This is a genomic window from Glutamicibacter arilaitensis, assembly GCF_044793945.1.
Lineage (GTDB): Bacteria > Actinomycetota > Actinomycetes > Actinomycetales > Micrococcaceae > Glutamicibacter > Glutamicibacter arilaitensis_B.
Genome location: NZ_CP084994.1, coordinates 2,879,083 through 2,904,938, shown reverse-complemented (window position 1 = coordinate 2,904,938; position 25,856 = coordinate 2,879,083). Strand labels below are relative to the sequence as shown.

23 protein-coding genes and 1 riboswitch are annotated in these 25,856 nt (G+C 58.3%); of the genes, 14 read left to right on the top strand and 9 right to left on the bottom strand.

Features of this window, described 5'->3' with window-relative positions; translation table 11 throughout:
• Window positions 1–28: 28 nt before the first annotated feature.
• Window positions 29–916, bottom strand: a complete 888-nt coding sequence (locus LG294_RS13680) for a D-alanyl-D-alanine carboxypeptidase family protein (protein WP_404286585.1) — start codon at window positions 914–916, stop codon at window positions 29–31.
• Between the two features lie 241 nt (window positions 917–1,157).
• Here LG294_RS13680 and LG294_RS13675 point away from each other — a divergent pair, with 241 nt between their 5' ends.
• Together LG294_RS13675 and dcd are read left to right on the top strand one after the other, a co-directional pair.
• Window positions 1,158–1,652: a hypothetical protein gene (locus LG294_RS13675; RefSeq protein ID WP_404286583.1), complete on the top strand. Its 495-nt coding sequence runs from the start codon at window positions 1,158–1,160 to the stop codon at window positions 1,650–1,652.
• A 101-nt stretch (window positions 1,653–1,753) separates the two neighbouring features.
• A complete protein-coding gene (gene dcd / locus LG294_RS13670; RefSeq protein ID WP_404286581.1) occupies window positions 1,754–2,335 on the top strand; it encodes a dCTP deaminase in 582 nt (193 codons plus the stop codon).
• 100 nt (window positions 2,336–2,435) lie between these two features.
• Here the strand turns inward: dcd and LG294_RS13665 are convergent, their stop codons facing one another.
• Together LG294_RS13665 and LG294_RS13660 are read right to left on the bottom strand one after the other, a co-directional pair.
• On the bottom strand, window positions 2,436–3,161 hold the full coding sequence (locus tag LG294_RS13665; RefSeq protein ID WP_404286579.1) for a VIT family protein: 726 nt from the start codon (window positions 3,159–3,161) through the stop codon (window positions 2,436–2,438).
• A gap of 59 nt (window positions 3,162–3,220) precedes the next feature.
• A complete protein-coding gene (locus tag LG294_RS13660) occupies window positions 3,221–4,555 on the bottom strand; it encodes an MFS transporter (RefSeq protein ID WP_404286577.1) in 1,335 nt (444 codons plus the stop codon).
• A 259-nt stretch (window positions 4,556–4,814) separates the two neighbouring features.
• On the opposite strand from LG294_RS13660, the gene LG294_RS13655 reads away from it, so the two are divergent.
• Genes LG294_RS13655 through mnhG form a run of 6 tightly spaced genes read left to right on the top strand, consistent with a single transcriptional unit; the run spans window position 4,815 to window position 11,115 of the window.
• Complete coding sequence (locus LG294_RS13655; RefSeq protein WP_404291778.1) at window positions 4,815–7,742, top strand: Na+/H+ antiporter subunit A; 2,928 nt, start codon at window positions 4,815–4,817, stop codon at window positions 7,740–7,742.
• Window positions 7,739–8,188 carry a Na(+)/H(+) antiporter subunit C gene (locus LG294_RS13650; protein ID WP_404286575.1) on the top strand — a complete coding sequence of 150 codons (450 nt, stop codon included), beginning with the start codon at window positions 7,739–7,741 and terminating at the stop codon, window positions 8,186–8,188. The genes LG294_RS13655 and LG294_RS13650 overlap by 4 nt, the downstream gene beginning before the upstream one ends.
• A 2-nt stretch (window positions 8,189–8,190) precedes the next feature.
• The gene (locus LG294_RS13645) at window positions 8,191–9,795 is read left to right on the top strand and encodes a Na+/H+ antiporter subunit D (protein WP_404286573.1); all 1,605 of its coding nucleotides are present in this window, start codon (window positions 8,191–8,193) and stop codon (window positions 9,793–9,795) included.
• Between the two features lie 11 nt (window positions 9,796–9,806).
• A complete protein-coding gene (locus LG294_RS13640) occupies window positions 9,807–10,439 on the top strand; it encodes a Na+/H+ antiporter subunit E (protein WP_404286571.1) in 633 nt (210 codons plus the stop codon).
• Window positions 10,436–10,702 carry a monovalent cation/H+ antiporter complex subunit F gene (locus LG294_RS13635; protein WP_404286569.1) on the top strand — a complete coding sequence of 89 codons (267 nt, stop codon included), beginning with the start codon at window positions 10,436–10,438 and terminating at the stop codon, window positions 10,700–10,702. The genes LG294_RS13640 and LG294_RS13635 overlap by 4 nt, the downstream gene beginning before the upstream one ends.
• The gene (mnhG, locus tag LG294_RS13630; RefSeq protein ID WP_404286567.1) at window positions 10,702–11,115 is read left to right on the top strand and encodes a monovalent cation/H(+) antiporter subunit G; all 414 of its coding nucleotides are present in this window, start codon (window positions 10,702–10,704) and stop codon (window positions 11,113–11,115) included. The genes LG294_RS13635 and mnhG overlap by 1 nt, the downstream gene beginning before the upstream one ends.
• Before the next feature lie 62 nt (window positions 11,116–11,177).
• On the opposite strand, the gene LG294_RS13625 is transcribed toward mnhG, so the two are convergent.
• Window positions 11,178–11,420 carry a DUF4235 domain-containing protein gene (locus LG294_RS13625; protein WP_404286565.1) on the bottom strand — a complete coding sequence of 81 codons (243 nt, stop codon included), beginning with the start codon at window positions 11,418–11,420 and terminating at the stop codon, window positions 11,178–11,180.
• Between the two features lie 83 nt (window positions 11,421–11,503).
• A riboswitch (TPP riboswitch) is annotated at window positions 11,504–11,622 on the top strand.
• A gap of 71 nt (window positions 11,623–11,693) precedes the next feature.
• Here LG294_RS13625 and LG294_RS13620 point away from each other — a divergent pair.
• Window positions 11,694–12,311, top strand: a complete 618-nt coding sequence (locus tag LG294_RS13620; protein ID WP_404286563.1) for an ECF transporter S component — start codon at window positions 11,694–11,696, stop codon at window positions 12,309–12,311.
• Complete coding sequence (locus LG294_RS13615) at window positions 12,304–14,649, top strand: ATP-binding cassette domain-containing protein (protein ID WP_404286562.1); 2,346 nt, start codon at window positions 12,304–12,306, stop codon at window positions 14,647–14,649. The genes LG294_RS13620 and LG294_RS13615 overlap by 8 nt, the downstream gene beginning before the upstream one ends.
• Here LG294_RS13615 and LG294_RS13610 read toward each other — a convergent pair.
• Window positions 14,646–15,521 (bottom strand): aminodeoxychorismate lyase, encoded by an 876-nt coding sequence (locus LG294_RS13610; protein WP_404286561.1) that lies wholly within the window; start codon window positions 15,519–15,521, stop codon window positions 14,646–14,648. The two genes, LG294_RS13615 and LG294_RS13610, sit on opposite strands and share 4 nt — an antisense overlap.
• A gap of 160 nt (window positions 15,522–15,681) precedes the next feature.
• Here LG294_RS13610 and cls point away from each other — a divergent pair, with 160 nt between their 5' ends.
• Window positions 15,682–17,178, top strand: coding sequence for a cardiolipin synthase (gene cls / locus LG294_RS13605; RefSeq protein WP_404286559.1), 1,497 nt, complete (start codon window positions 15,682–15,684; stop codon window positions 17,176–17,178).
• A gap of 10 nt (window positions 17,179–17,188) precedes the next feature.
• Here the strand turns inward: cls and pabB are convergent, their stop codons facing one another.
• The 4 genes from pabB to LG294_RS13585 form a co-directional block, all read right to left on the bottom strand.
• Window positions 17,189–19,201 carry an aminodeoxychorismate synthase component I gene (pabB, locus tag LG294_RS13600; RefSeq protein ID WP_404286557.1) on the bottom strand — a complete coding sequence of 671 codons (2,013 nt, stop codon included), beginning with the start codon at window positions 19,199–19,201 and terminating at the stop codon, window positions 17,189–17,191.
• The gene (locus tag LG294_RS13595; protein ID WP_404286555.1) at window positions 19,188–19,697 is read right to left on the bottom strand and encodes a low molecular weight protein-tyrosine-phosphatase; all 510 of its coding nucleotides are present in this window, start codon (window positions 19,695–19,697) and stop codon (window positions 19,188–19,190) included. The genes pabB and LG294_RS13595 overlap by 14 nt, the downstream gene beginning before the upstream one ends.
• Before the next feature lie 114 nt (window positions 19,698–19,811).
• A complete protein-coding gene (locus LG294_RS13590) occupies window positions 19,812–20,435 on the bottom strand; it encodes a LysE family transporter (protein WP_404286553.1) in 624 nt (207 codons plus the stop codon).
• A gap of 9 nt (window positions 20,436–20,444) precedes the next feature.
• Window positions 20,445–20,945: a MarR family winged helix-turn-helix transcriptional regulator gene (locus LG294_RS13585; protein ID WP_404286551.1), complete on the bottom strand. Its 501-nt coding sequence runs from the start codon at window positions 20,943–20,945 to the stop codon at window positions 20,445–20,447.
• Between the two features lie 111 nt (window positions 20,946–21,056).
• Between LG294_RS13585 and LG294_RS13580 the strand changes: the two genes are divergently transcribed.
• From LG294_RS13580 to LG294_RS13570, 3 genes are all read left to right on the top strand, one after another.
• Window positions 21,057–23,174 carry an MMPL family transporter gene (locus LG294_RS13580; protein ID WP_404286549.1) on the top strand — a complete coding sequence of 706 codons (2,118 nt, stop codon included), beginning with the start codon at window positions 21,057–21,059 and terminating at the stop codon, window positions 23,172–23,174.
• Window positions 23,175–23,478: 304 nt separating this feature from the next.
• The gene (locus LG294_RS13575) at window positions 23,479–25,044 is read left to right on the top strand and encodes a DEAD/DEAH box helicase (RefSeq protein WP_404286547.1); all 1,566 of its coding nucleotides are present in this window, start codon (window positions 23,479–23,481) and stop codon (window positions 25,042–25,044) included.
• Between the two features lie 190 nt (window positions 25,045–25,234).
• The gene (locus LG294_RS13570; protein ID WP_404286545.1) at window positions 25,235–25,711 is read left to right on the top strand and encodes a hypothetical protein; all 477 of its coding nucleotides are present in this window, start codon (window positions 25,235–25,237) and stop codon (window positions 25,709–25,711) included.
• The last annotated feature ends 145 nt before the right edge of the window (window positions 25,712–25,856 follow it).

Here is a 25,856-nt window from a genome sequence, read left to right as displayed (position 1 = left end):
CCACAGCATTTAACGTTTAGATATTGGTTTACTTTTCGGTGAAACCGAAACCCCAATCCCGATATGGGGGCAGAAAACGAAGTACCAACAGGTCGTCATCCTTGACCGGCCCTGACTCGTTCTTCGTTTCGGAGGTCTGCTCCTCCTTGGTTTTGGAAGCCGATGGAGCGGTCTCCTCTTCGACGGTTGCCGCGTTTTCCACGGTCTTTTCGTCAGCTTTTTCGCTTGCCTTCTGTTTTTCTTCGTGCAAGAAATCGTGATACTCCTCGAAGGTATCTGCCTTCGAGTCCTTCATGGCAGCAGCGTGTTCCTTGCCGACGTAACGCACATGCCAAGGCTCGTACTTATAGCCGGTGATCTCTTCCATGCCCTGCGGATAACGAATAATCAATCCGTAGTCCACTGCATGCTCGGCAACCCAAATTCCGGCGTTTGTTTGGCCGAATTCTTCTTTGAGATCGGTGCCACCGCCGATGCTTCCAACGTCGGCAGCTAAGCCAAGCTGGTGCTCGCTGGTACCTGGACGTGCAGAAATGCGTTCTGCGTAGGCCGTGCCGTATTGAGCCTGGTACTGATTGAAAAGTACGGCTTGGCGTCCGTAGGAACGGTACGCGCTCAAAAGCTTAATGGGGTGGCCGGCCTTGCGTGCACCGGCGATCAGAGCCTCAACGGCTTCGGCCGCCTCGGGGCGCAACTTATAAGTGGTTCCCGCGACATTCACCAGCTTCTTTGGCGTGTAATCGGCAGGGGAGAGCTGGGTGTCGGGATTGATCAACGCGAGGAAGCTTGCGGCGTCGGTAAATTCTTTAGCCTCGACTACAGGCAGGGATTCGGGAGCCGCGTGAGCTGCCAAACTGCCAGAGAGCACAACAACACCTGCCAAGACGGCACTAGTGACTGCTGAAGCCAAGCGCATGAAACAACCTTCGGTCGTAGATCCTCGAATGAGACATAAGTCCCTACTCAACGATAGCCCCAAAACCTCAACGATGAATGGGAATTTGAGCAGAACCACATGTTTCCATCTCACTGCGTTCAGCCCGTGGTCCGCGCAGCATCCGAGTCAATGACCGGTAGCATCAATAAGACGAACTAAGAGGCTTGTTTCGCGAACGAGACCAGCAGCTAGCCCCAATCATGCAAGGAACCAGATCGAGTTGAACAAGAACGAACTCAAAGCTGATGGGTTCACCGGTTTTCGGCCCATTAAGTCACTAGAAACGAATCGTGTGCCACAGCGTCAGGGCATCTTCGTGGTCTTGTGCCCCGCGGATTTCGAACCGCGTTTCTTGTCGAAAAGCAGCGCCGGCATATTCAAGAAGAAGAACCCTTCGCTGCCGACCGAAGATTTGAAAGCCCGATGGGTCCAGCCGGCAGACATCCTGTATTTCGGGAAGGCCAGCCCGGGCAGCCAAGGTAATCGCGGCCTCCGAATACAGCTGAAAGAGATCATCGATTTTGGGGCGGGCAAACCGCCAGGTCACTGGGACAGCCGGTTGCTCTGGCAACTTGCAGGCTCCGGGAAGCTCATCGTTGCCTGGAAGGAGCTACCAGCCGAGGACTTGAACCAGGCTCTGGCCGACTACCAGACGAAGTTCCTTGCGCACTATGGCCAGCTACCCTACGCGAATATCGTTCAAACTCGCGTCTAGCGTGGGCAATTTACTGGATCCAGAAGAAGTTTGACCTAAAAACGCTACTTTTTGCGTTCCCGACTGCGTCTTCCAGTGGCGAACAGGATAAATTTAGTTACGTGTTGTATTCAGATGGTGATATTCGTCGAGAAATTGTGTCCGGTGAAATTGGCTTAGAGCCGTTTGACCCCGAGATGGTGCAGCCCGCATCCGTTGATGTGCGTTTGGACAGATTCTTTAGGCTCTTTGATAACCACAAGTACGCTCATATCGATCCAGAGCAAGATCAGGATGAGCTGACCCGACTTGTTGAGGTTGCCCCGGATGAACCATTCATCCTGCACCCGGGAGAATTCGTGCTGGGATCCACCTATGAGGTGGTGACTCTCGGTAATGGAGTAGCCGCGCGACTCGAAGGCAAGAGCTCCTTGGGGCGTCTGGGTCTATTGACGCACTCAACTGCGGGATTTATTGATCCAGGATTCTCCGGGCACGTAACCCTTGAGTTGTCGAATATGGCAACACTGCCGATCAAGCTTTGGCCGGGATCGAAGATCGGTCAGCTGTGCTTCTTCAAACTGACTTCAGATACCGAACACCCTTATGGCTCTGGCCCATACGGTAATCGCTATCAGGGCCAACGCGGCCCCACCGCTTCACGCAGCCACCTGAATTTCCACCGGACCACCATCGCCGATTAAGTCCTGACTTCCTCTGGCCCTGTCAGTGAGCAGGCAGCGGGGGCAGGATTTCTGGGTGTGGTTGGTTCCTATAACCAGGGAGCAGCCACACCGTCGTCGTTTAAATTGACAGTGAACCGCCGCCTAGCCAAGAACCAATGGCGAAGGTGACTACCAACGCAGCGGCTCCACCGATCAAGACACGCAATGTCGGACGTAGCACCGGTGCGCCACCGAGTTTGGCACCTAAAACTCCGGTGACCGCCAGGGCGAGCAAAACCGCCACGAAAGTCACCGGAATCTTCAATTCACCGGGCAGGAATACGGCCGTGGCAAAAGGCAGCACCGCACCGCTGAGGAAAGCAATGGCCGAGGCGATGGCCGCATGCCACGGACTGAGCACTTCGTCTGGATCGAGATTTAGTTCGGCCTCCAAATGCGCTCTCAGCACATCATGCTCGGTCAGCTCGACAGCTACCTGTGCCGCGGTTTGGGCACTCAATCCCTTGTCCTGATAGAGCTGGGTTAATTCTTCGAGCTCGGCTTGGGGCGTGTCGCGCAGTTCGGCCCGTTCCTTGTCGATCAGCGCCCGCTGAGAATCTGCGGCGCTGGCGACCGACACGTATTCACCAAGGGCCATGGAGATCGCTCCACCGATCACCGCCGCTGCGCCAGCGGCGAGGATCGGGGCGTTGGCAGTCGTGGCGCTGGCAACACCAACGACCACGGCGGCAACCGAGACGATTCCATCATTAGCCCCGAGTACGCCCGCGCGTAGCCAATTGAGCCGTTCGGTCACCCCGGAATCATGCGGTTCGATTCCGTGCTCGATATTCTCTACGTCCATGAGCGACAGTCAACCACTAGTCCACCTGCCATTGCCAGCCTGGAGAGCCTCGGCATTTGTTATTTTCTAGTTGCAGGTGCTTTATGCGGAGACCGGATTGGGATCAGTAGTAACAGGCCGAGCAGAAGCACCAACAAAATTCCAAGAATGCCGTAGCGCTGCGCCTGGCCGCTTTCCACGAAGGGGGTGGCAAGCGCAATGGAGAGCCCAAAGAGCATTGGTGCCAAGAAGGACACCGCACGTCCGGTGGTCGCGTAGAGGCCGAAGAGTTCACCTTCGCGCCCTTCGGGGATCATTCGGGAAAGGTAGGAGCGCGAGGCTGATTGCGCCGGGCCCACGAATAGGGTGAGCAACAAGCCGAAGATCCAGAATCCGGAGGCGCCGGGGGAGAGGAACACACCTGCTCCGGCAACGAGCAAGCCAATGAGCGAGCCGGTGATTACCGCTTTCGGGCCGATCACGTCATCGAGTCGACCGCCGATGACCGCGCCTAGGGCGGCGACCATATTGCCCACAATCGCGAAGATGATCACCTCGGTGAGGGTGAACCCGAAGGTTCCAGCGGCGATCACCCCGCCGAAGGTGAAGATCGCGCTGAGCCCGTCGCGGAATACTGCCGAAGAACCCAGGAAGAAGAGCAGATTGCGGTCTTCTCGCCACAGGCCCACGATGCGGCCCCACAACACCTTGTAGGACTGCGATAACGGAATCTTCGTGGAAACCGTGGCAGCGCTTTCGGGGATCACGAAAAAAAGCGGCAGCGCGAAGATCAAGCACCACAGGGCGCTGAACACCGCAACCCAGCGCAAGTTCAGCGAGTCGACCGTATTCGTTCCGGGCCAGTCGACGATTGGCTCCACAAATCCGAAGAGCACCAGGGCGAGCGCCAAAATACCACCGACGTATCCCATGCCCCAGCCGAAGCCGGAGACCTTGCCGACGGTGGAGCGCGTTGAAATCTGGTTCAGGACTGCGTTGTAGTTCACCCCGGCGAATTCAGAGAACAACGACAGGGCCGCAATGATCCCGACGCCAAGGTACAGGTATCCTGGATCCGGGTAAACGAAGAAGCCGGCTGCGCAGACCACCACCAGCAGCAAGGTATTGACGATGATCCAGAGTTTGCGCCGCCCGGAGGCATCGGCCCGGAGTCCGGTTACCGGAACCAATAAGGCGATCAGCAAACCTGCGATCGATAGGGCTTGAGAGAGCACTAAGGATGAGTGGTCGGTATCGCCGAAAAGTTCACTGGTCAGATAGACGGTGAACACGAAGGTGATCATGACGGCATTGATCGCCGCTTGGCCCCAATCCCAGCTTGCCCAAGCCCAAGTGTATTTATTGAGCCACTTGTCACCGCGTTGGTTTACCGCCGGTTCAATATTCGATCCCATGTGGGCATCGTACAGGTTTGCGGTGATCGGAAAATGAATTCGCTGGCGCATATTCCAGTGTCGGAATTCATGGCGATGTTCTCCGGTGGCGCAATTGCTCCCCGAAGCGCACAACATTGAATAAAATCCCGCTCTGGACTGATAAAATTGCGTAGCGGACATTTAATGTTCGTCGGACTCTGGCCCCTTGTTCAGTCGACAGAGGAATCGTGTGTTAATAATTCTCATTGCACTCTTTGCAACCGCGGCGTTGTCACCCATGCTATTCAGGGTGCTAAGAAGAAACGCCTTTTATGTAGTGGCGATTGTTCCTGCAGTGGGTTTTATTTGGCTCCTAACACGCATGCCGGCAGTTCTGGCAGCAGACCCGACGTTATCGTCCGGTGCGCCGAACGCCCCGCCTTCCTTGAGCATCGACTGGATCCCGGGCCTGAACATCGGGCTGAACTTCCGCATGGATGCCCTAGCTGCGAGCATGCTCTTGCTGATCCTCGGCGTTGGCGCACTGGTTCTGATCTACTGCGGACGCTATTTCAAGAACGATGACCCGCAAATCGGTGCCTTCGCCGCCAAAATGGTCGCCTTCGCCGGCGCCATGACCGGTCTGGTGACCGCCGATGACGTCATCATCATGTTCATCTTCTGGGAAATCACCTCGGTGCTTTCCTATCTGCTCATCGGTTTCAGCCAGCACCTGATCACCGCGCGACGCTCGGCGATGAACGCGCTGATCGTGACGACCTTCGGTGGTTTGGCCATGCTCGGCGGGCTGCTGATGATTGGCGCCCAAACCGGCAGCTACCGACTCTCCGAGTGGATCGAGCAGTCCGAGCAACTGGTAGCAACTGGAATGTTCGTTGATGTGGCCATCGCGTTGATTCTGCTCGGAGCCATCTCCAAGTCTGCGCTGGTTCCCTTCCACTTCTGGTTGCCAGGGGCAATGGCGGCACCGACTCCGGTCTCCGCATATCTCCACGCCGCGGCAATGGTCAAGGCCGGCGTCTACCTCGTCGCCCGACTGGCTCCAGGATTCTCCGACACTTCTTTCTGGGTGCCCCTCACGGTGGGCATCGGTGTGCTGACCATGCTCATCGGCGGCTACCGCGCGCTGAAACAATATGACCTGAAGCTAATCCTCGCGTTCGGCACCGTCTCTCAACTTGGTTTCATCATCGCGATCTTCGGCTTCGGCACCGCCGAAGCGGCCTTCGCCGCATTGGCGTTGACGCTGGCCCATGGTTTGTTCAAGGCGACCTTGTTCCTCACCGTGGGCATCATTGACCACAACACCGGTACCCGTGACATCCGCAAGCTTTCGGGCCTGCGGCGCAGCATGCCGGGTCTGGCGCTGATCGCCGCTATCGCCGTCGCATCGATGGCGGGAATCCCGCCATTATTCGGATTTGTCGCCAAGGAGGCCGTCTACGAATCCGCCTTGCATCTTGACACTGCTTGGGGAATATTCGCGCTGATCGGCTTGGTTATGGGTGCCGCACTGACCATGGCATATTCCTTGCGCTTCCTCATCGGGGCCTTCGGCGTGAAACCGAAGATCGCCGGCGAGACCACCTATAAGCGTCCCTCGCTGATCTTCCTGAGCCCCTTGCTGGTCTTGACCTTGTGCACCCTCGGGCTGGGGGTCTACCCGAAACTCATTGAACCGCTGATCGCCCACTGGTCGCTATTGCAGGGGGGACCGGGCCAGATGCATCTGATGCTTTTCGCCGGCTTCAACCCGGCCTTGGGGCTGAGCGCCATCTCGGTCATCGTAGGTATTTTGTTCTTCTGGCTGCGTAAGCGCACCGATACCGGAGCACCGTTGCGGCGCAACATGATTTCCGCCGAGGAAATTTACCGCGGCAGCATCAATGTGCTGGACCGCGTCGCCATTTGGACTACCGGTCGCACCCAGCGTGGTTCGTTGTCCTTCTACTTGGGCGTGATCCTCATGGTCGTGCTCATCTTGCCGCTGTCAATCGCGTTGACCGTCGAAACTCCGTGGCCCACGAATTGGGTCATCGCCGATCATCCGGCCCAGCTGGTCATCGGCGCGATCATCATCACCGGTTGCGTGATCGCCATCGTGGCGCCGAAGCGTTTCATGGCGGTGCTGATGGTCTCGGTGACCGGCTATGGGATGGTCGCAATCTTTGCCTTGCAAGGTGCCCCGGATCTGGCGCTCACTCAGCTTTTGGTGGAAACCATTGTGCTGGTTTCCTTCGTGCTGGCGCTGCGCGCCCTGCCGAAACGCCTCTGGGTTGGCCTGACCGAGATCAAATGGGGGCGGGCGGTGCTAGCCATCGCGCTGGCGATCATGGTGGTGTATATCGCTATCGCAATGATGGCCGCACGCACCGAAGCCCCGATCTCGCTTGCCTACCCGGACCTGGCCTACTACGAGGGCTTCGGCGAGAACATCGTGAACGTGACGCTGGTCGACATCCGCGTCTGGGATACCTTCGGGGAGATCACCGTGCTGGCAGCTGCGGCCACGGGCGTGGCCTCGCTGATCTTCGCCGGCCGGAGCTTCGGACAGCGAGTGCGCGCCCACCAGGTTGCCCCGGGAAGCATCGACCGCGGCTCTGAAGCCATGGGCGACCAGAGGAGCAAGGAAGTCGGTTTGCGGGTGGCGCGACGTTTCGCAACCTCCACCAACCAAGACTGGCTGATGGCCGGCAACACGCTGGTGGCCGAACGGCGATCGATCATTTTTGAAATTGTTACCCGGCTGGTATTCCACACGGTGCTGTTGCTGAGCGTGTATGCACTGATCGCAGGCCACAACGCCCCAGGTGGTGGATTCGCCGGAGGCCTGATCGCGGGTCTGGCTTTGACCATCCGCTACCTCGCCGGTGGACGCGTAGAACTTTCCGAATCGATGCGCGTTGCACCGGGGATGCTGATCGGTGGAGGCCTTGCACTAGCGGGAATTGCAGGGGTGATTCCGCTGCTCTTCGGCGACCCGATCTTCACCACCTACGTATGGGAATTCTGGCTACCGATCTTTGGCGAACATAAGTTCGTCACCTCAACGATTTTTGATATTGGAGTGTATCTGGTGGTCCTTGGCCTCGTACAGGACGTCTTGCGCTCACTGGGCAGCGAAATTGATGAGCTGTCCGAGGGACGCTCACCGATCGAACAACACGATGTCACCCACGCCGCAGCTTCGGGGGTCGGACGATGAGCGTAAATATTACCTTCCTGGTGATTACCGGTGTGCTGTTGGCCGCCGGTTTCTACCTGGTCCTAGAACGTACTCTGACCCGCGTGCTGCTGGGCATCATGCTGTTGGGCAACGGGGTGAACCTGCTGATCCTGACCAGTGGCGGGCGCCGCGGGGTAGCGCCACTGTTTGATTCGAGCCTTGACCCGAACGAGTACTCCGATCCGCTACCGCAGGCATTGATCCTCACCGCCATCGTGATCACCTTCGCGGTGACCGCATTCCTGCTCGCGATGATCTATCGTTCTTGGGCACTGACCAGCGCTGATGTGGTGGCCGACGATACCGAAGATATCAAGGTTTCGCTGTCCACGGCATATGACGAAGAAGAAGATTCACCGGTAGCCGAAGACACGACAGAATTCGTCGATGAAGAAGGCCGACCGATTAGAGAAGGGGAAGAGTAAACATGGAATTTCTCGAACTCTCCCCACTGGCTGTCCTACTGCCGATATTCGGTGCAGGCGCAGCGTTCCTGGCCCGCCGCCGCCTACGTGTTCAGCGGCTGATCACGATCGGCATCCTCTGCCTGACGCTGGTCCTCGAAGCCGGAATGGTGGCAGCGGTGTGGGGCGGCGAAAGCTATGCCATCCACATTGGCGGTTGGGATTCGCCCTTCGGCATCGCGCTGATGGTCGATGGCTTCAGCTCCTTCATGCTGCTGATCTCTACCTTGGTGTCTCTCGCGGTGTTGTTCTACGCGACCAGCCAGGGTCTGGCCGATGGCGATGAGCCGGGACCGGTGTCCGTCTTCCACCCGGCCTACCTGATTCTGCTTGCCGGCGTGTCCAACGCCTTCCTCGCCGCGGATCTATTCAACCTGTACGTCGGCTTCGAAATCCTGCTGACCGCCAGTTACGTGCTGCTAACCCTTGGCGGTACCGCAGAACGCATCCGTGCCGGTACCACCTATGTGGTGGTTTCGGTGGTCTCCTCGGTGATCTTCTTGATGGCTATCGCCATGATCTATGCCGCGACGGGTACCGTGAACATGGCAGACCTGGCCGTGAAGCTCCCCGAACTGGACCAGGGCCCGCAGCTGATCCTGCACGTGCTGCTACTGATCGCCTTCGGCATTAAAGCCGCCGTCTTCCCGCTCTCGCTCTGGCTGCCGGACTCCTATCCAACCGCGCCGGCTCCGGTCACCGCGGTGTTCGCCGGGCTGCTGACAAAGGTTGGGGTGTATGCGATCATCCGTACCGAAACCTTGTTGTTCCCCGGTGGGTCGGTCAATGCGGCGCTGCTGGTAGTAGCGGCGCTGACCATGGTCATCGGTATCCTTGGTGCGCTGGCCCAGACGGACCTCAAGCGTATGCTTTCGTTCACGCTGACCAGCCATATTGGCTATCTGATCTTTGGTGTAGCCGTGGGCGGACCGCTGGCTATCGCCGCGACCATCTACTACGTGGGCCACCACATCATCGTGCAGACCTCGCTGTTCATGGTCGCCGGGCTCATTGAACGCCGGGCCGGCAGCGCGAACGTGACCAAACTCGGATCGCTGGCCAAGCTGTCTCCGACGCTTGCCTTGCTCTTCTTCATTCCAGCCATCAACCTCGGCGGCATTCCACCCTTCTCCGGATTCCTCGGGAAGTTTGGTCTGCTGCATGCGGCGTCTTCTGAGGCAGACACCTTGACTTGGGTTGTCATTGGCGCCGGGTTGCTGACCAGTTTGCTTACCCTGCTCGCGATTATTCGTGTGTGGGCGCGTATGTTTTGGCGCCGTGCAGCGGATGCCGAGGTGCCGAACGCACAACTGGTTGCCGAGTCGACCCGGGTTCTAGAACATGCCGCGGCAGGTGGCGCTGAGTCACCGCATCTGGGCAGGAAGCTTGCCCGTGAGCTGGAATCCGAATCGCTGCCCTGGGGCATGCGCTATGCGACAGGATCGCTAGTTGCCGCCGGCATCGCACTGACAATTTTCGCTGGACCGATCTTCGCATTCTGCGAACGCGTGGCCGCCGAATTGATCGCACGTGAACCATTCATCAACGCAGTACTACCGTTGAGTTAGGAGGCGGACAGATGCCGAATAAGAATCTCATACATCGTGACCAGCGCATCGACGATGCGCTAGACACTTCCGGTGTCCGCCACCGTGCCACCTTCAAGCAGGAGTGGCCGTTGCTCCTGCTTCTCATTTTCGTGTGGGGTGCACTGTGGCAGGACTTCTCGGCCGGGAACCTGTTGTTTGGGGCGATTATTTCCATCGTCATCGTGAATCTTTTCCCGCTGCCGCCGGTGGTGCTTCCCGGACGAATAAACCCTTGGTATTGCCTGAAGCTCTTCATCTGGTTCATCGGGCAGGTAGTCGTCGCTAGCGTCCAGGTCGCGCGAGTTGCGATACTACGCGGTAAAAATGCGCGTAGCGCGGTGATCGCTGTGCCCCTGCGGACCGAATCCGACTTGATTGTCATGACCGTGGGCCACGTGCTGACCTTGATCCCAGGTTCGTTTGTGGTGGATGTGGACCGCAGCAGTTCTACCTTGTACCTGCACTATCTTGATGTGAATAGCGACGAGGAAGTAGAAAAAGCTCGAGCGAATATCCACGATATTGAACGCCGCTTGATCATGGCTATCGGAAGCCCCGACGAATACGAAGCGATCAAGAATGAATGCGGTTCGGATTTCTCTAGCAGGAAGCCCAAGAAATGATTGAAATAGCTGTTTGGATTGGCGGAGTGATGTTGGCGCTGGGCTCCATCGCTTGCCTGTGGAGGGTTTTCAAAGGCCCCTCGATTCTCGACCGGGTACTCGCCCTTGATGTCATGCTGTTGATCATTTCCAGTGCGCTGTGCCTGGACATGGCGCTAAACCGACACACGGATTACCTGCTGTTCACGGTGGTTGCCTGCACCCTGGGATTCATCGGCTCGGTTACCGTGTCACGGTTCGTCTCGGATCAGAGGAACGCCTAGTGGATACATTTCTCGAAGCACTCGCTGCGGTCCTGCTGGTACTTGGTTCTTTGATGTCGCTAATCGCCGGAATAGGCTTGATCACTTTTCCGGATCTACTTTCGCGCATGCATGCGGCCACCAAGCCACAAGTACTGGGCTTCTTATTGCTGTTCGCCGGGCTCATCATCCATTTGCGCAGCTGGGCTCTAATTCCAGTCTTTGTTCTGGCTTGGGGGTTGCAACTGTTGACTGCTCCGGTATCGGCGCACATGATCGGCCGAGCCGGTTATCGCACGAAGCACGTTGCGAAAGAAACCTTGTATGTTGATGAACTCAAACAGGTCATCAGCAATCATTCTCAGACAACCGGAACGACCGGAGCGGTGCCGCAAGCGAAAATTGCGCAGACCGACGAATCCGAGAATTCCTAAGTCTGATTAAACATTTGTGGGGCAGGCCAGAGGGCCCGCCCCACAAATGGAATTTCACAATGTTACTTGCTGAACTTCTTCATGGCCTTGTTGGTGCCGCGATCAGCCAAAACCTGGATAATCGATGCGACCACGGCCGAGAATATAGCGAACCCTAGAGCCTGGCGGATACTTGCTTCTGCCGCTGCTTCCTTGCCGTGACGTGGCGCGTCATTTCCGGTGAAGCCCTTCCAGACCTTGTCTACCAGTCGACTTCCAAGCATTCCTGCTCCCATTGAAATTCCAAGGGTTACAAGCTTCTGCACTGAGTTCATTGGGACCTCTCATTTGCGTCGTAAGGTTTAGTTCTGTAGCCCAGCATACCTGCGGTATGGTGGTTGAGCAGTAATCATTCCGACAGGGGAGCGTCATGCCGTTCGCGGTGCAAGACGCTGAGAGTGCGATAGATCGCAGACCCTCGAACCTGCTCCGGCTAGTACCGGCGAAGGAAGTCGAGCATCTCGGATGCGGATCATGGCGCGCAATTAAACGCCCACGAGTCCGTACATCTCCCCTCCTTACCCAGGAGGACAAACCTTATGAACGTTGCACCAGCAACTACACGCGCCAGCTGGCGCGTGGTCGACATCGTCGTGGCCTCGGTAATCGCGGTTGCCTCGGGTGTTATTTTTTGGGCCTGGAACGCCGGATACGGATTAGTCAGCCTCGCATTCGTGGCTTTCCCTCCGGCAAGCGCCTTCGTATCTGGCATGTGGCTTTTCCCTGCGGTGCTCGGCGCGCTGATTATCCGCAAACCCGGTGCCGCGCTGTATTGCGAGATCCTCGCCGCCGTTATTTCGGCTTTGCTAGGTTCTCAATGGGGACTCGCGGTGCTGTTCTCCGGCTTGATCCAGGGACTCGGCGCCGAAGTGGTCTTTGCCGCCGTGAGATATCGCCGGTGGAACCTGCCGGTGGCCCTTCTTGCAGGATTAATGTCGGGCATTTTCGGCGGTATCGGGGAAGCCTACCTGCTAGGTTATTTCGCAGAATACACCGAGGCGATGAAGCTCTTCCATGTAGTTGCTATGGGCATCTCTGGTCTGGTCATTGCGGGACTACTGTCGTGGCTGGCAACTCGTGCCTTGGCGAAGACCGGCGCCTTAGGCGCGTTGGCTAGCCGATCGGCACACCTTGAAAGTACGTTGCGCGGTGTCTGAGTTGAGTTCTTCGACTACCGAAGCCGTTGCCGGGCACCTCGGTGGTCGCGGCTTTGAGATCAAGGCCGAAAATTTTGGGTGGCATCATGCCGAGCGTTCAGAGCCAGCGCTCAGCGGATTGAACCTGCTTATACCGGCCGGTCAGAAGGTGCTGTTGCTGGGCCCATCCGGTGCCGGTAAATCAACGCTGCTCCACGCCTTGGCCGGGGTTCTAGAAATAGACGAACGGCAGCAAGCCACCGGTGAACTTCAGATTCAGCGGCAGAATGCCTTTGCCCGTCGTTTCCCCGTCGGATTGATGCAGCAAGATCCCGAGACACAGATCGTCCAAAGCCGGGTCGGTGATGATGTCGCCTTCGGCGCGGAAAATCTTGGAATGGCTCCCGAACTGATCCGTTCGAGAATCCCCGAGGTGCTTCGCGCCGTAGGGCTTGGGAATCTCGATCTGGCGCACCGCACCCAAGAACTCTCCGGAGGACAGAAGCAGCGTTTGGCCTTAGCGGGAATTCTTGCGATGGGTCCCGGTCTGATGCTCCTGGACGAACCCACCGCAAACATTGACCCATCGGGAATCGAACCACTGCGCGATGCCGTGATCGCCGCCGCTAATGACACCGGCGCGACACTGCTCGTGGTGGAACACCGTTTGCAGGCCTGGGCGGAACACGTAGATCGCGTACTTGTCCTGGCGCCGGGTGGCGGGATCGCCCATGACCTCGCGCCACGGGCGCTCTTTGAGAATGAACAGATTCGCCGCGAATTGGCCTCGTCGGGCATTTGGATTCCGGGTTACGTTCCGCACACTGACCCTATCGGCTCACGTGTGGGGCAGGAGCTGCTCGGTACCGTGAAACTACGCGCGGCACGCAATGCTCAGGCGGAACGCACAGCGGAAACTAATATGCAGTTGCATGCCGGGCAAGCCTTGGTGATTCACGGAGAAAATGGTGCAGGAAAATCCACCTTGGCCCTGACCATAGGAGGATTACTTGAGCCTTCTGCAGGCCGGGTTGAGGCTAGCGACGCCCTGGCAGATGGGTTGGGCCGGTACCCATTCCAGTGGCGGGCAGGGGCTTTGGTTGCACGGATCGGTTCGGTTTTCCAAGAACCGGAACATCAATTCGTCACGCAAAGTGTTCGCGAGGAATTGGCATTCGCTCCCACCCGCGCCCGCTTGGCTGGGGTGGCGGATGAGAAGTATGTTCCAGAGCAGATAACGCTGCGGGTCGATGAACTGCTGCACCGTCTGGGGCTGACCCATCTGGAAGATGCCAACCCGTTTACGCTCTCCGGCGGCGAGAAACGCCGGCTTTCCGTAGCGACGGTACTGGCGGCCTCCCCAGATGTGTTGATCTTGGATGAACCCACCTTCGGCCAGGACGCTAATACGTGGCGGGAACTGGCCAACATCCTGATCGAGGCGCTTGAAGCGGGTATCGCCGTTGTCGCAGTGACTCACGACGAGGATTTTGCACACGCACTCAACGCGGAGCAGATCGTTTTGACCCGCGACCAATCGGGTGCCGAACTGGAACAGGTAAGACAGGGGACGATGCTCGACGCACCCTTGGGGCGAAGCTGGCTGGCCAAAATTAATCCGTTGGCCAAGCTGGGTGCGGTAGCCGGGGCAACTTTGCCCTTGATCTCGACTATCGACTGGATCTCTGCCTGCGTGGTTATCCTTGCCACGCTCTTCGCCTTGCCGCTGGCAGGGCTCCGTTTGGGTGCATTCATGCGCCGGGGCTGGCCATTAATTGTTGCTGGAGCCCTCGCTGCCTGGGGAATTGCCCTGGTGGGAGAAGATTCCGGAGAGACATTGCTCAATCTCGGGATACTGAGCATTACCGAAGGATCGGTGAGCGCCGGGGTAGCGACCGGGTTACGCACCTTGGCGCTCGCGGTGCCAACGGTGCTCTTGCTCAGCTCCACGAACCCCAGCGACCTAGGCGGTGCCCTGGCTCAACAGTTAAAGGTTCCTCACCGATTCGTCCTGGGAGCCCTGGCCGGGATGCGTTTGCTGGGGTTGCTGGTTGAGGAATTTACGACCCTGACCTTAGCCCGCCGGGCGCGAGGAGTCGGTGATCTTCGTTCACCTGTCCAACGGGTGAAAGCGAAGCTAGGGCAAGTGCTGGCGCTGTTGGTGCAAGCATTGCGACGCGCCGGAAGGCTCGCTGTGACCATGGAAGCCAAAGGCTTTGGCACGGGACCACGTACCTGGGTGCGCGCCGCGACTTTCACTTGGCTTGACGGTACGGTGCTGGCCACCGGAGTACTACTCGGTATCCTGGCTATCGGTGCCGCCCTGTGGGCGGGCACCTTCAACCTGGTTTGGAGTTAACGCACAGAATCGCTGAGGTCGCTGAGCTCCGCGTGGAGCTCAGCGTCCAAGCGTAGTGGTTTGGCATCGAGGGTATGAACCGGAGTGAGCAGTCGCACCGAAGAAACCAGCCAGACCCCGTCCGCCTGATAGAGGTCCTCCGGGCGGAGCGGACCATAGCCCAGCTCCCAACCGTATTGTTCCGCCGCATCGAAGATCGCGCTTTGGGTAGTGCCGGGCAGTATGCCAGTTTCCAGCATCGGGGTGAGTAGCCGTTTGGTGTCACCATCGCGTTGGGCAATGAGCACGGTGGAGGTCGGGCCCTCCAAAACCACGCCGTCGGACGAGGTGAAGATGACGTCCTGGGCTCCGTGCTTGTGGGCGAAACGCAAAGCCGCCATATTCACTGCATAAGACAATGTTTTGGCGCCCATCAGCAGCCAAGGGGCACGCTCGGCAAGCTTAGAATCGTAGCCGCGATCGAGCAGCAGGACGTCGATTCCCGTCTCGCGCTGATCTTTGCCCAATTGCGGGGAGGGGGCTACGGTGACCCAACACAGTGCCTGCTCGGCGTCGGTGGCTGCACGGGAAACCACGAGCTTGACCACAGCCTCTTCGGCGCCGCCATCCGCGTCGAAGTCGGCCACGGCGGTATCGATGGCCGCGCGCCAACGATGCTCGTCGGGAATGCTGAGATCGCAGGCTTCGGCAGAAATTGCCAGACGGGCCAGATGCGCTTCCATTTTGCGCACGGCTTGATTGGTGTAGAGCATCGACTCGAACACACCATCGCCTCGAGTCACGCCTTGGGCGGTTACTGGAAGTTGCGGTGCATTAATATCTGCCAAGCGCCCGGCAGGATACGCCGGATCAAGGAATACGAGTGAGCTCATAGTTCAAGATTATCGAAACTTTGCCGCAGTACGCGCCAATGGGTGCTTCAAACACGGGCAAGTCGCCACGGATTGGATAGTCTAAGTCAAGTAGTTTGGCGTGCTGACTGCGTCAAAGGCGCTAAATTCATCAAAGAAAAAGAGAGCGGAGCGTGTCTAGATGTTGCCTAGCGGCGAATTATTGCTTCAGATTGGTGCCGTCCTGTGGCCAATTGCCGTTGCAATTGACATCATTGTGCGCTTCGTGATGATTGGCATCGTCCCCGGAAACCGCCGTCCAACAACCGCCATGGCTTGGCTATTGGCGATTTATTTCATTCCCGTGGCGGGGCTGGCAGCCTACCTGCTTTTTGCGAACCCGAGGCTTTCGCGTCGTCGTTTGGAGAAGCAGCGTCGAGCCAACGAGAGCATTATGAATGCCACGTCCCACATGCAGCTTCCCGAAGAGTTCCATTCCTCCGAAGAGTGGGTGGAATCGGCGGTTGCACTCAATCGCAAGCTTGGGGCGTTCCCGCTTGACGGAGGGAACAACGTCGAGGTGCTTTCCAATTACAAGCAGTCCCTCGAATCTATGCGCCAGGCCATCGAACAGGCCCAGCGCTACGTGCACATTCAGTTCTACATCATGGGCGATGATGAAGAGTATGTCGGTCCGGTCCTAGAGGCTTTGGAAGCCGCCGCACGCCGCGGTGTGAATGTCCGTCTGCTCTTCGACCATCTAGGTACCCTGCGGGTGTCTGGATACCGGGATTTGAAGAAGCGGCTGCGCAACTCCGAAATCGAATGGCGCGCAATGCTGCCCATCGACCCGATCGGCCGACGCTGGCGACGCCCGGATCTGCGCAACCACCGCAAGATCCTCGTCGTGGACGGTGCAGTCGCGTTCACCGGCAGCCAGAATCTGATTGAACCGGGTTATAAACGCGAATCCGCTCACGCTGTAGGCCGTGAATGGGTCGAGATGATGCTGCGCGTAGAGGGTCCGCTGGTGCGCAGCTTGGATGTCACCTTCGCGACCGATTGGTGGCAGGAAGATGACGCCTCCGATGTCCTGTCGGATTTGACTGAAGCTTCGCATCCGCTGTCGCAGGCCGATCAACCCGGAACAACTCTCGCGCAGGTATTGCCGAGTGGGCCGGGGTACGAATCCGAGAATAACTTGCGGCTTTTCAATACCTTGATGTATTCGGCCACCGAACGATTGAAAATCACGAGTCCGTATTTCGTGCCCGACGACTCGCTGCTCTATGCCATTACAACCGCTGCGCAACGCGGCGTCGAAGTCGATCTTTTCGTCTGCGAAAAAGGAGACCAGTTCCTGGTGCATCACGCTCAGCAGTCGTACTATCAGCAGCTTCTGCAAGCCGGCGTGAGAATCCACCGCTACCCGGCCCCGATGGTTCTGCACACGAAATGCTTCACCGCCGACAATGATGTCGCCGTGGTCGGCTCCTCGAATATGGATATGCGGTCATTCAGCTTGAATATGGAAATTTCGGTGATGATGCTTGGCCCGGAGATCGTCGACGCGGTGAACCAAGTGCAAGATCACTACCGCGAAATTTCTTCGGAGCTGACCTTGAGCGAATGGCGCCGCCGGCCGCGCCTGCAACGCTGGATCGACAATGTGTGCCGGTTGACCGCTACCTTGCAGTAATTCGCGAGGCCTAATCCCGCACCGGGAATTCTGTGCCGAGCGCGGAAAGCACTCCCACCGATTTGGTAAGCACTTCTTCCCATTCCTCTTGCGGATCGGAATCGGCGGTGATGGCACCGCCAAGTCCGAGGCTCAGTTCCCAGCCATCGGCGGAGAACCGGTCGCAGACCAAAGTGCGGATTACGACCGAAAAATCGGCCGATCCATCGTAGCCAAGATAGCCCACCGCGCCCGAGTAAAGCCCACGGGGGCGTTGCTCTTCTAATTCGTCGAGGATCGCCATGCTCGAAAGCTTTGGCGCTCCGGTCATCGATCCGGGCGGGAAGGCTTCGCGCAGCGCAAGTGCCGCGTCTTGGCGATTGCGCAATCTGGCGTCGATGGTGGAGACCATTTGATGAACCGTCGAATAGGTTTCCACTGCGCACAGGCGTTTGACGGATACCGTGCCGGGCAGGGCATAGTGCGATAAATCGTTGCGCAGCAGATCTACGATCATGATGTTTTCGGCGCGGTCCTTCGGGTGCGTGGCCAAGTCGTGGGCGAGCGCTAGGTCCTCCGGTTCGCTTTTGCCGCGGGGGCGGGTTCCTTTGATCGGTTCGGCACGAAGTTTGCCCTGCGCGTCCAAGCTCAGAAATCTTTCCGGCGAGATGCTTGCGACTTCGAGATCGGCCAGGCGCAGATAGTGCGCAAAAGGGGCGGGGCTTGATTCGCGCATCCGGCAGTACGCCTCGAAAGGCGAGAATTCTTCGCTCCGGCTTTTCAACACCGTGGTGAGGCAGGCCTCGTAGGTGTTTCCCTCAAAAATTTGTTGCTGCACCGTCCGGACCTTGTGCTGGTACCCGTTGGCGGAATCTGCGCATTCAAAGGCCAGCGGGGGTAGGGGGGAGGCATGGCGAACCCCGGCAAGAGCGGCAGCCTTGATGATCTCGCGTAGCTGAGCTACCCGATCGGTGGAGCAGTGCAGCATCATCCGATGCAGCCGGTGGTCAACGACCAGCACCGCGTCGGGGCGGAAGAACTGCGCGTCGGGCCGTGGACTGCCATCTGCCAATAAGACGGTACGATCTTGCGCGCCGAGCTCACGGTTCAATTCATAACCCAGATAGCCCACCCATTGAGGCATCGGATAGTCGCAGGCCAACTCCGGTTGCTGGGGCCACAAGCGGTGAAGAGCGGTAAAGAACTCAGCACCCAGATGCACCGTGGCCGAGCCGATCCGGACCACAGTTTTGTGCGCTGCGCTCGAAAGAATTGGGGCGTCCGGATCCAGCGCCAGGGCAAGCACCGAGTACCTATTGCGATCCAACGGATCGCTGAGTCTATGGCTCGTTGATTCCAGCAATGCTGCCGTGGACAGGGAAGATGCTAAGGCCTCAAACAGGGACGCTACATCCACCGGTGCCGCGAAGGTCTCCTGGAGCGCTGGCGCCCCCAAAATTCCATTGTGGGGGAGCAAGCGCTGCAGAGCAGTTGGCAGGAATCGCTGTGCGCCGCGCAGCTGTTCGCTCGGGCTTTGCTCGGCTGCGCCGTTGAGGATGATGGTGGCGTGATCTTGCGGGGCTTCGGTTTCGAGATAGGAGCTTTCCTGCGCGGCCCACTGCTGCCAGTAGGGGCGGTAGGTTTCGCCATCTCGTGCCAAGGCCCGTTCGCGGCGCAGCGACGTCGGTGCCTCCAACCAGATGCTCACATCCACGTAGTCGCGTGCGACGGCTCCGCCAGCGCCAACTCCTTCGATGATGAGAACTCGACCGGGGGCAAAGGTGCGCGGTTGCGCGAATTGGTTCGTTTCCCAATCCCAGGTATTCCAAGAGACCTCGTGGCCTTGAGCTAGCTTAGGCAGGAGCTCAGCGTAGAGATTCCTGGCTTGGGCAAGCCCGTCCCATCCCGGGTACAGGTCTTCGAGGTGCAATATATCTGCAGTTGGGTTGGCACCCAGCGCGGTGGCTAGCGCAGCTGCGAATTGTGTTTTGCCCGCTCCGGAACGACCGTCGAGGGCAATAATGTATGGTCTAGCGGTTTCCACGGGAGGCGATGTTACTCCGCACATAATCGACGAGGGCGGGCAGGCTGGCAGCGATCATCTTCCAAGTTTCCCTGAAATCTCCGGCGTCGCCATACCAAGGGTCGTAGACACCCTGGCTGTCGTGGGGCTCATTGGCGCTAGCCGGATCGAAAGACCTGAACATGCGTAGCAGCGGGCGACCTGCCTGGTCGATTTCGGCGAGATCCGGTACGAGGAATTCGAAGTGATCGGTGTCCATCGCCAACACCAGATCCATTTGTGCCAGTTCTTCGCCGGTGACCTGTTGCGCCACATGCCCGGACGCGTCCAAGCCATGGGCGCGAAGGGTGTTCGCCGCGCGTGGGTCGATGGGATTGCCGACCTCCCCGTCGGTAGTCGCTCTGGACGAGAGCTCGACTTCGGAGATTCCCGCGTCGCCTAACGCATTCTTGAGCATGTACTCGGCCATAGGCGAACGGCAGATGTTTCCCGTGCACACGATCATTATCCGGAACATGTCATTAGTCTAGGCACAAGTGGGGCTAACCTTCGAGAGCTACGCGCCCTATTTATGAGAACAAAAAGGCAACGATTTTTCGATGCGCTTCGGTGCCGCGAACTCGCGCGGGGGCTAATGCAGGAAAAGCAGCAGGGCTGCCACGAAAATGAAGAGGGTGCCAAAGACCAGATTAAGGATTTTTGCTCCGCGTACAGTGGCGGTGAAGCGTTGGAAGGTACGCGCTGTGGCGGCGAAGAAGAACCACATCACCAAGATATCTACAAAGATGATCGTGCCGATGTAGATGGAATACTGCGGGAGAAGCGGTTCGTCGGGCCGAATGAACTGCGGTGTGAACGCCAGGAAGAACACAATGGCTTTGGGGTTCAGCAGATTCACTAGAATCCCGCGCCGAACCATCGCCCAGCGGCCTACGGCACTGCTTTGGGTGGTGCCGTCCGAGGCAACATCTGGTTTCGAGAGAATCATTCGGATGCCCAAATACACCAGATAGGCCGCGCCGGCATAGCGCACCATGGCGAAGATCGCCGGCGAACTGGCAACTAAGAGACCCACGCCGGCGGCAACAATGATCACATGGATGAGCAATGCGATTTGCTGGCCCAGGATTCCCCAGATGGACGATCGGAAACCAAGCCGCATCGCATTGGTCATCGTATTGATTGCGCCGGCGCCGGGAGTGAAGCTAATGACGATGCTCGCTCCGAGCAGGGAAATCCAAAGTGCAAGAGTCACTGGATCAGCTTAGATCGTTTTGGTCCCCAAAGCAGATTTGGCTTCATGGTGTGACACCACTTCGGCTCGGGCCGCGTCGACCCCGGCAACGACGCGGTTCATGAAGTCGGTAATGAGGGAAAGCTGCTCGGCATCGTAGTCGGCAATAATTTCGAGCATGTTCTTGCCTAGGGGCAGGAACATCTCTCTGCCTTCGCGGCGTGCTTTGTCGGTCATGGCGATGCGTACGACACGGCGATCCTTATCGGTACGTTGCCGCTCAATGAAGCCGATCTTCTCGAGCCGGTCAAGCATCGCGGTTGTTGCCGGCGAACTCAGCTGCAGCTCCCGGCTGAGATCACGCGGGGAGGGGAGGGTCCCGCGTATCTGATACTTCATGATGATCGAAAGCGCATTCATGTCCGTACGGTGGGTGCCGTGGATCGATCCGGTCGACTCGACGTATCGATCGGTCGCATGGCCGAATTCGCGCAAGAGCGCCACAAGCTGATGGTTTGTAGTCGTAGACATGGAGTTGATTGTATAGGTGATCTAATCATTCCATGATGGAACTACTTTCTGCTAGGCTGAACTTGTTCGACATTCTTTGCAAGTCCGTGTAACTGCGAAAAGGACCACACCGTGTCACACCTGAGAAAGCCAGAGTCGCCGTCAACTAAGAAAGCTGTAGGCGTGCGCCTGGTGGTGTACTCTTTGGTGATTTTGCTCTGGATGGCCATAGCGGCCGTGGGCGGTCCCACCTTTGGCAAGCTCTCCGAGGTCCAGACAAATGACCAAGTTGCCTTCCTTCCGGCAACGGCCGAAGCTACGCGAGCTCTCGAATGGCAAAACAAGTTCCGCACCTCGGATGCGATTCCAGCGGTGGTGCTCGTCACGAGCGAAACCGACCTGCCTGCCAGTGCCGGTGAGGATCTGGCGAAGCAGCTGACGGACTTTGCCTATCTTGATGGACAGGTCACGGGTCCCTTCATCTCCGAAGACGGGAAAGCCGTTGAACTGCTGGTGCCCGTGAGCTCAGAGGTCAAAGCGAATATTGGCGTCGATGAACTTCGGGCGACGCTGGAGCAGCTTATTCCCGAGGGTGCGACGGGTTATGTCACCGGTCCCGCTGGATTCAGCGCAGACCTCATCGAAGCCTTCGGCGGAATTGACGGGGTGCTCTTAGGCGTGGCTCTGGTGGCCGTTCTAGTCATCCTGCTCTTGGTCTACCGGTCAGTGCTCCTGCCATTTGCAGTATTGCTCACCTCGGTAGTGGCGCTCTGCGCGGCGATCGTCACTGTCTACTACATGGCCGATGCGCAGTGGATTAGCCTCGACGGGCAGTCGCAGGGAATTCTGTCCATTCTGGTGATCGGTGCGGCGACGGATTACTCGTTGCTCTTCGTAGCTCGGCATAAGGAAGCCTTGGCCGAGGGCCATGGCAAGTTGCAAGCGGTGGCCAAGGCCTGGCGCAGTTCCTTGGAGCCCATTGTTGCCTCCGGCGGCACCGTGACCGTCGGCCTGCTCTGCCTGCTGTTCTCCGATCTGAACTCGAACAAGGCGCTGGGGCCCATTGGGGCCAGCGGCATCATCTTCTCCATCATTGCCGCTCTGACCTTCCTGCCCGCAGTGCTTGGCCTGCTCGGACGGGCTGCTTATTGGCCATTCCCGCCCAAAGTCGCCCAGCACGGTGAGCATGCCGTGGTGAAAGAAGGGCTGTGGGGGCGCATCGCGAACTTCGTCGCGGCCCATCCGCGACCCATTTGGATCCTCACTTTGTTGGTTCTTGCCGCTGGTGCGCTGGGGATAACTCAGCTCAAGGCGCATGGTGTTCCGCAAAGCGAGCTGGTCATTGGCGGTTCGGAATCACGGGACGGACAGGCCGCGCTCGGTGAGCACTTCCCTGCGGGATCTGGTTCACCAGCCATCGCGGTGGTGAGCGAAGCCGATGCGGCCATAATTCTCGAAGATGTACTGGATGTCACCGGAGTGGACTCGGCTTACTTGCAGGCAGAAGACGGCGGTCCGGCCCTCGCCGAACGCGGTGCCGAGCCGCAGGTGATCGAGGGGCGCAGCCTGATCTCCATTACGTTGAGCGACGCTGCCGACTCGGATGAGGCCAAGGAAACCATTGGCGCACTACGCGACGCGGTTCATGCAGTTGACGCCGAGGCGCTGATCGGCGGAACCACCGCGACGCAGCTGGACACCGCCGATACTGCTTTGGCCGATTTGGTCAAGATTATTCCGCTGACGCTCATCGCGATCTTGATCATTCTGATGCTGTTGCTGCGTTCGGTGCTGGCGCCGGTGCTGCTGATCGTGACCACGGTTATCTCCTACGGAACTGCGATGGGCGTCAGTGCTCTGGTATTCAACGGCATTTTCAAGTTCTCCGGCGCGGACCCGGCGGTTCCCCTGTTCGGTTTCGTGTTCCTGGTGGCCCTGGGCGTGGACTACAACATCTTCTTGATGACACGCGTGCGTGAAGAGACCTTGAAGTATGGAACCCGCGAAGGCATGCGCCGGGGACTGAAAGTCACTGGCGGAGTGATCACCTCGGCAGGTGTAGTTCTGGCGGCGACCTTCGCGGCATTGGGAGTCGTTCCGATCATGTTCCTCGCCCAGCTTGGATTCATCGTGGCCTTCGGTGTCTTGCTTGATACCTTCATCGTTCGAAGCCTGCTGGTGCCAGCGCTCGTGGAGGAAATTGGACCGAAAGTCTGGTGGCCTTCGAAGCTAGCCAAGAAGGCCGACTAGCCCTCGACGTGTCTGAGATCTCTTGATTTGCGGACAATGGACGGACCCAGACGCTGGCTGGGTCCGTCCGAGGCCTGTAGAATGGAACTGTGCGCACCAGCAAGTGATTCGGTGATTCTCCCGAAAAGCTCGGTGTGCATTCGTCGACAGTTTAGATTTCCCTCTGATGATCTGCGCCGCAAAGCGCCTTTCTTCTCCCCAAGTTATCGGCTCAGATTACGCCTTTGACTTGTAGTGGACTTCCTCCTGGCTCGGCGAAACCAAACGCCGAAACCGGCGTGCGAATCAGAGAGAAAGTTTGAGCATGACTACAACTTTTAGCGCCCTTGGCGTGCCCGAAAACCTAGCGAACGTTTTGGCGAACTTCGGCATCGAAACCGCCTTCCCAATTCAGGAAGCAACGCTTCCCACCACTCTTGCCGGCGGCGACGTACTCGGCCGCGGACAGACCGGTTCCGGTAAGACCCTTGCCTTCTCGATCCCACTGGTAGCGCGCTTGGCGCAGCGTCCACAGCGTCGCAAGGCTCGCTTCCCACGAGCCTTAATCATGGCTCCAACCCGCGAGTTGGCCACCCAGATCGCCAAGGCAGTTGACCCACTGGCTGCAGCCTCCGGACTGCGCACCACCGTAATCTACGGTGGCGTGGCTCAGAGCCGCCAGGAGAAGGCCATGAACGAGGGCGTTGACATTGTCATTGCCTGCCCCGGTCGCCTCGACGATTTGATCAAGCAGAAGGTCGTTGACCTGTCCCAGCTGGAAATTTCAGTTCTGGACGAGGCTGACCACATGGCCGACATGGGGTTCTTGCCAGTCGTGCGTCGCATCATGGACCGCATGCCAACGGGCATCCAGCACATGCTCTTCTCCGCCACCTTGGACAACGGCGTGGACAAGGTCGTCAAGCGCTACCTGAGCAATCCAACCGTCCACTCGGTTGATGCCCCGGAAGCCGCAGTGAACACCATGGAACACCATGTCTTCGTGATTCCGGCTGGCGACAAGAAGGAACTAATCCGTATTTTGGCTCAGGGCACCGGACGCCGCATCATGTTCATGCGAACCAAGCACCATGCCAAGAAGATGGCCGTAGCGCTTTCAAAGGCAGGCGTTCCAGCAGTTGATTTGCACGGAAACCTGTCGCAGAACGCTCGTGACCGCAACCTCGCAGCCTTCTCCTCAGGTGAAGCCAAGGTGTTGGTAGCGACTGACGTTGCCGCCCGTGGCGTACACGTTGATGGTGTGGAGCTTGTTGTGCACGTCGATCCACCGGCAGAGCACAAGGCATACACCCACCGTTCGGGCCGTACCGCGCGTGCCGGATCCAGCGGCACCGTGGTGACCATTTGCACTCCAGATCAGCAGGGCGATGTCGCAACCTTGCTCAAGCAGGCTGGCTTGAAGGTTCCTTTCGAGAAGGTCAACTTGAACTCCAGTGTCGTTGCGAACGTCGTTGGCGAAGTTGCAGAATCTGTGGCTTATGTTGCTCCGGTCCAGCAGAAATCTTCACCACGCAAGAAATCCGCGGCAGCTTCAAGCAACGGATCCGCTCGTGGCGGTAATGGTGCAAGCCGTGGTGGCCGTCCGGCTCGTGGCACTCGCTCGGGTGGCGAAGGCGAAGCTCAGCACAACTCCAACCGTCGCCCAGCGCGAGGCGCTTCGGCCAATGCTGAACGTCCAGCCCGCGCAGGTCACTCGGCTAATGCCGAACGTCCGTCACGCGGCGGGCAAAACGCGAATGCCGAGCGCCCAACCGGTGGTAACCGTGCACCACGTCAGGGTGGCCGCGGCGCAGGAGCTGGCGCGTCGGCTGCCGGTGGAGGTTCCCGCGGCCCGCGCCGCGCATCGAGCCCGGCAACTCGTAGCCGCTAAACATTAGCGGTTGGTTTTTAGAACTGGTCCCTCGTATCTGATCTTCATCGGATGCGGGGGACCAGTTCGTTAACCTCGTCCAGATGCGGCCCGAAAGATTACCCCTATCGGATGATCCTCTGCGACTAGGCCAAAAGTAGGGTTAGATTTACAAGTCACCCGTGCATTTACGCTTTCAGGAGCCTATATCGTGATCGAGACACTGCAGAATTTTGCCGCATCATTTCCCGAGCCGTTGCAGTGGTTAGCCGTGGCGGTCGTCGCCTCGATCCCATTTGTTGAATCCTATTTTGGATCGGTGATCGGTGTACTGCTCGGGATTCCGGTGATTCTCGCGGTGATTTCAGCAGTGATCGGCAACGCGATCTCGATGCTACTTTTCGTCAATAGCGCGCATGCAGTGCGCACGAAGGTGCGAAAGGGCGTCGAATCCGAAAATAAGGCACGTAAATACGAAAAGCTGCACAGGGCATTTGATAAGTACGGCATTGCCGGCGTCAGCCTCTTGGGCCAGACCATTCTGCCGTCGCAGATCACGTCAGCGGCGTTGGTGTCCTTTGGCGCGAATAAGCAAAAGGTCATCTTCTGGCAGCTGATTTCCATTGTTTTGTGGGGCACAGTCTTCGGAGTGCTTGCCGCTACGGGACTCCCGCTGCTGAGCAAGTAGGCATGCTCTGAGCGAACGAGCCACCCTCGGAACATCCGCGGGTGGCTCGTTCATATGGCGCCCACGGATCAAATTCGACTACCTTGGTCGCCCAAAAAGGGAACCAGGCAATTGGCTCGAATGCGTTGGCTAAGCTGGCGGGCGC

Bases quoted from the DNA above. Each gene is read 5' to 3' on its own strand.
- LG294_RS13680 (WP_404286585.1), bottom strand. From the start codon at position 916: ATGCGCTTGGCTTCAGCAGTCACTAGTGCCGTCTTGGCAGGTGTTGTT.
- LG294_RS13665 (WP_404286579.1), bottom strand. From the start codon at position 3,161: ATGGACGTAGAGAATATCGAGCACGGAATCGAACCGCATGATTCCGGG.
- LG294_RS13660 (WP_404286577.1), bottom strand. From the start codon at position 4,555: ATGGGATCGAATATTGAACCGGCGGTAAACCAACGCGGTGACAAGTGG.
- LG294_RS13655 (WP_404291778.1), top strand. From the start codon at position 4,815: ATGCTATTCAGGGTGCTAAGAAGAAACGCCTTTTATGTAGTGGCGATT.
- LG294_RS13650 (WP_404286575.1), top strand. From the start codon at position 7,739: ATGAGCGTAAATATTACCTTCCTGGTGATTACCGGTGTGCTGTTGGCC.
- LG294_RS13645 (WP_404286573.1), top strand. From the start codon at position 8,191: ATGGAATTTCTCGAACTCTCCCCACTGGCTGTCCTACTGCCGATATTC.
- LG294_RS13640 (WP_404286571.1), top strand. From the start codon at position 9,807: ATGCCGAATAAGAATCTCATACATCGTGACCAGCGCATCGACGATGCG.
- LG294_RS13635 (WP_404286569.1), top strand. From the start codon at position 10,436: ATGATTGAAATAGCTGTTTGGATTGGCGGAGTGATGTTGGCGCTGGGC.
- LG294_RS13620 (WP_404286563.1), top strand. From the start codon at position 11,694: ATGAACGTTGCACCAGCAACTACACGCGCCAGCTGGCGCGTGGTCGAC.
- LG294_RS13610 (WP_404286561.1), bottom strand. From the start codon at position 15,521: ATGAGCTCACTCGTATTCCTTGATCCGGCGTATCCTGCCGGGCGCTTG.
- cls (WP_404286559.1), top strand. From the start codon at position 15,682: ATGTTGCCTAGCGGCGAATTATTGCTTCAGATTGGTGCCGTCCTGTGG.
- LG294_RS13595 (WP_404286555.1), bottom strand. From the start codon at position 19,697: ATGTTCCGGATAATGATCGTGTGCACGGGAAACATCTGCCGTTCGCCT.
- LG294_RS13585 (WP_404286551.1), bottom strand. From the start codon at position 20,945: ATGTCTACGACTACAAACCATCAGCTTGTGGCGCTCTTGCGCGAATTC.
- LG294_RS13575 (WP_404286547.1), top strand. From the start codon at position 23,479: ATGACTACAACTTTTAGCGCCCTTGGCGTGCCCGAAAACCTAGCGAAC.